Genomic DNA, 314 nt, shown 5'->3' on the forward strand with positions numbered 1-314 from the left:
CCTGAAGACCCAGACCCTGACCTTGACAAAACGCCAGTCCAAAGCCCGGATCGAGCAGATCAAACGTCAGCTCGCCGAGCTGGAGGCCGCGCTGCTCCAGCTCCTGCGCGAATGCCCGAAACACGCACGCGCCTTCGACATTCTGTGCTCGATACCGGGGCTGGGGCGGGTCACGGCCGCCGCGATCCTGATCGAGTGCCCGGAAATCGGCACCCTGAGCCGCAAACAGATCGCCAGCCTCGCGCCGATGACCCGACAGTCAGGCCAATGGAGGGGCAAAGCATTCATTCAGGGCGGGCGTAAATTCCTGCGCG

1 protein-coding gene is annotated in these 314 nt (G+C 64.0%); it reads left to right on the top strand.

All coding sequences use genetic code 11. From position 1 onward, the window contains the following. Positions 1-314, top strand: a 314-nt coding sequence (locus K7H22_RS20020; RefSeq protein ID WP_230802563.1) for an IS110 family transposase, incomplete at both ends; no start/stop codon positions are given.

This window comes from Seohaeicola saemankumensis (assembly GCF_021021435.1).
Classification (GTDB): domain Bacteria; phylum Pseudomonadota; class Alphaproteobacteria; order Rhodobacterales; family Rhodobacteraceae; genus Seohaeicola.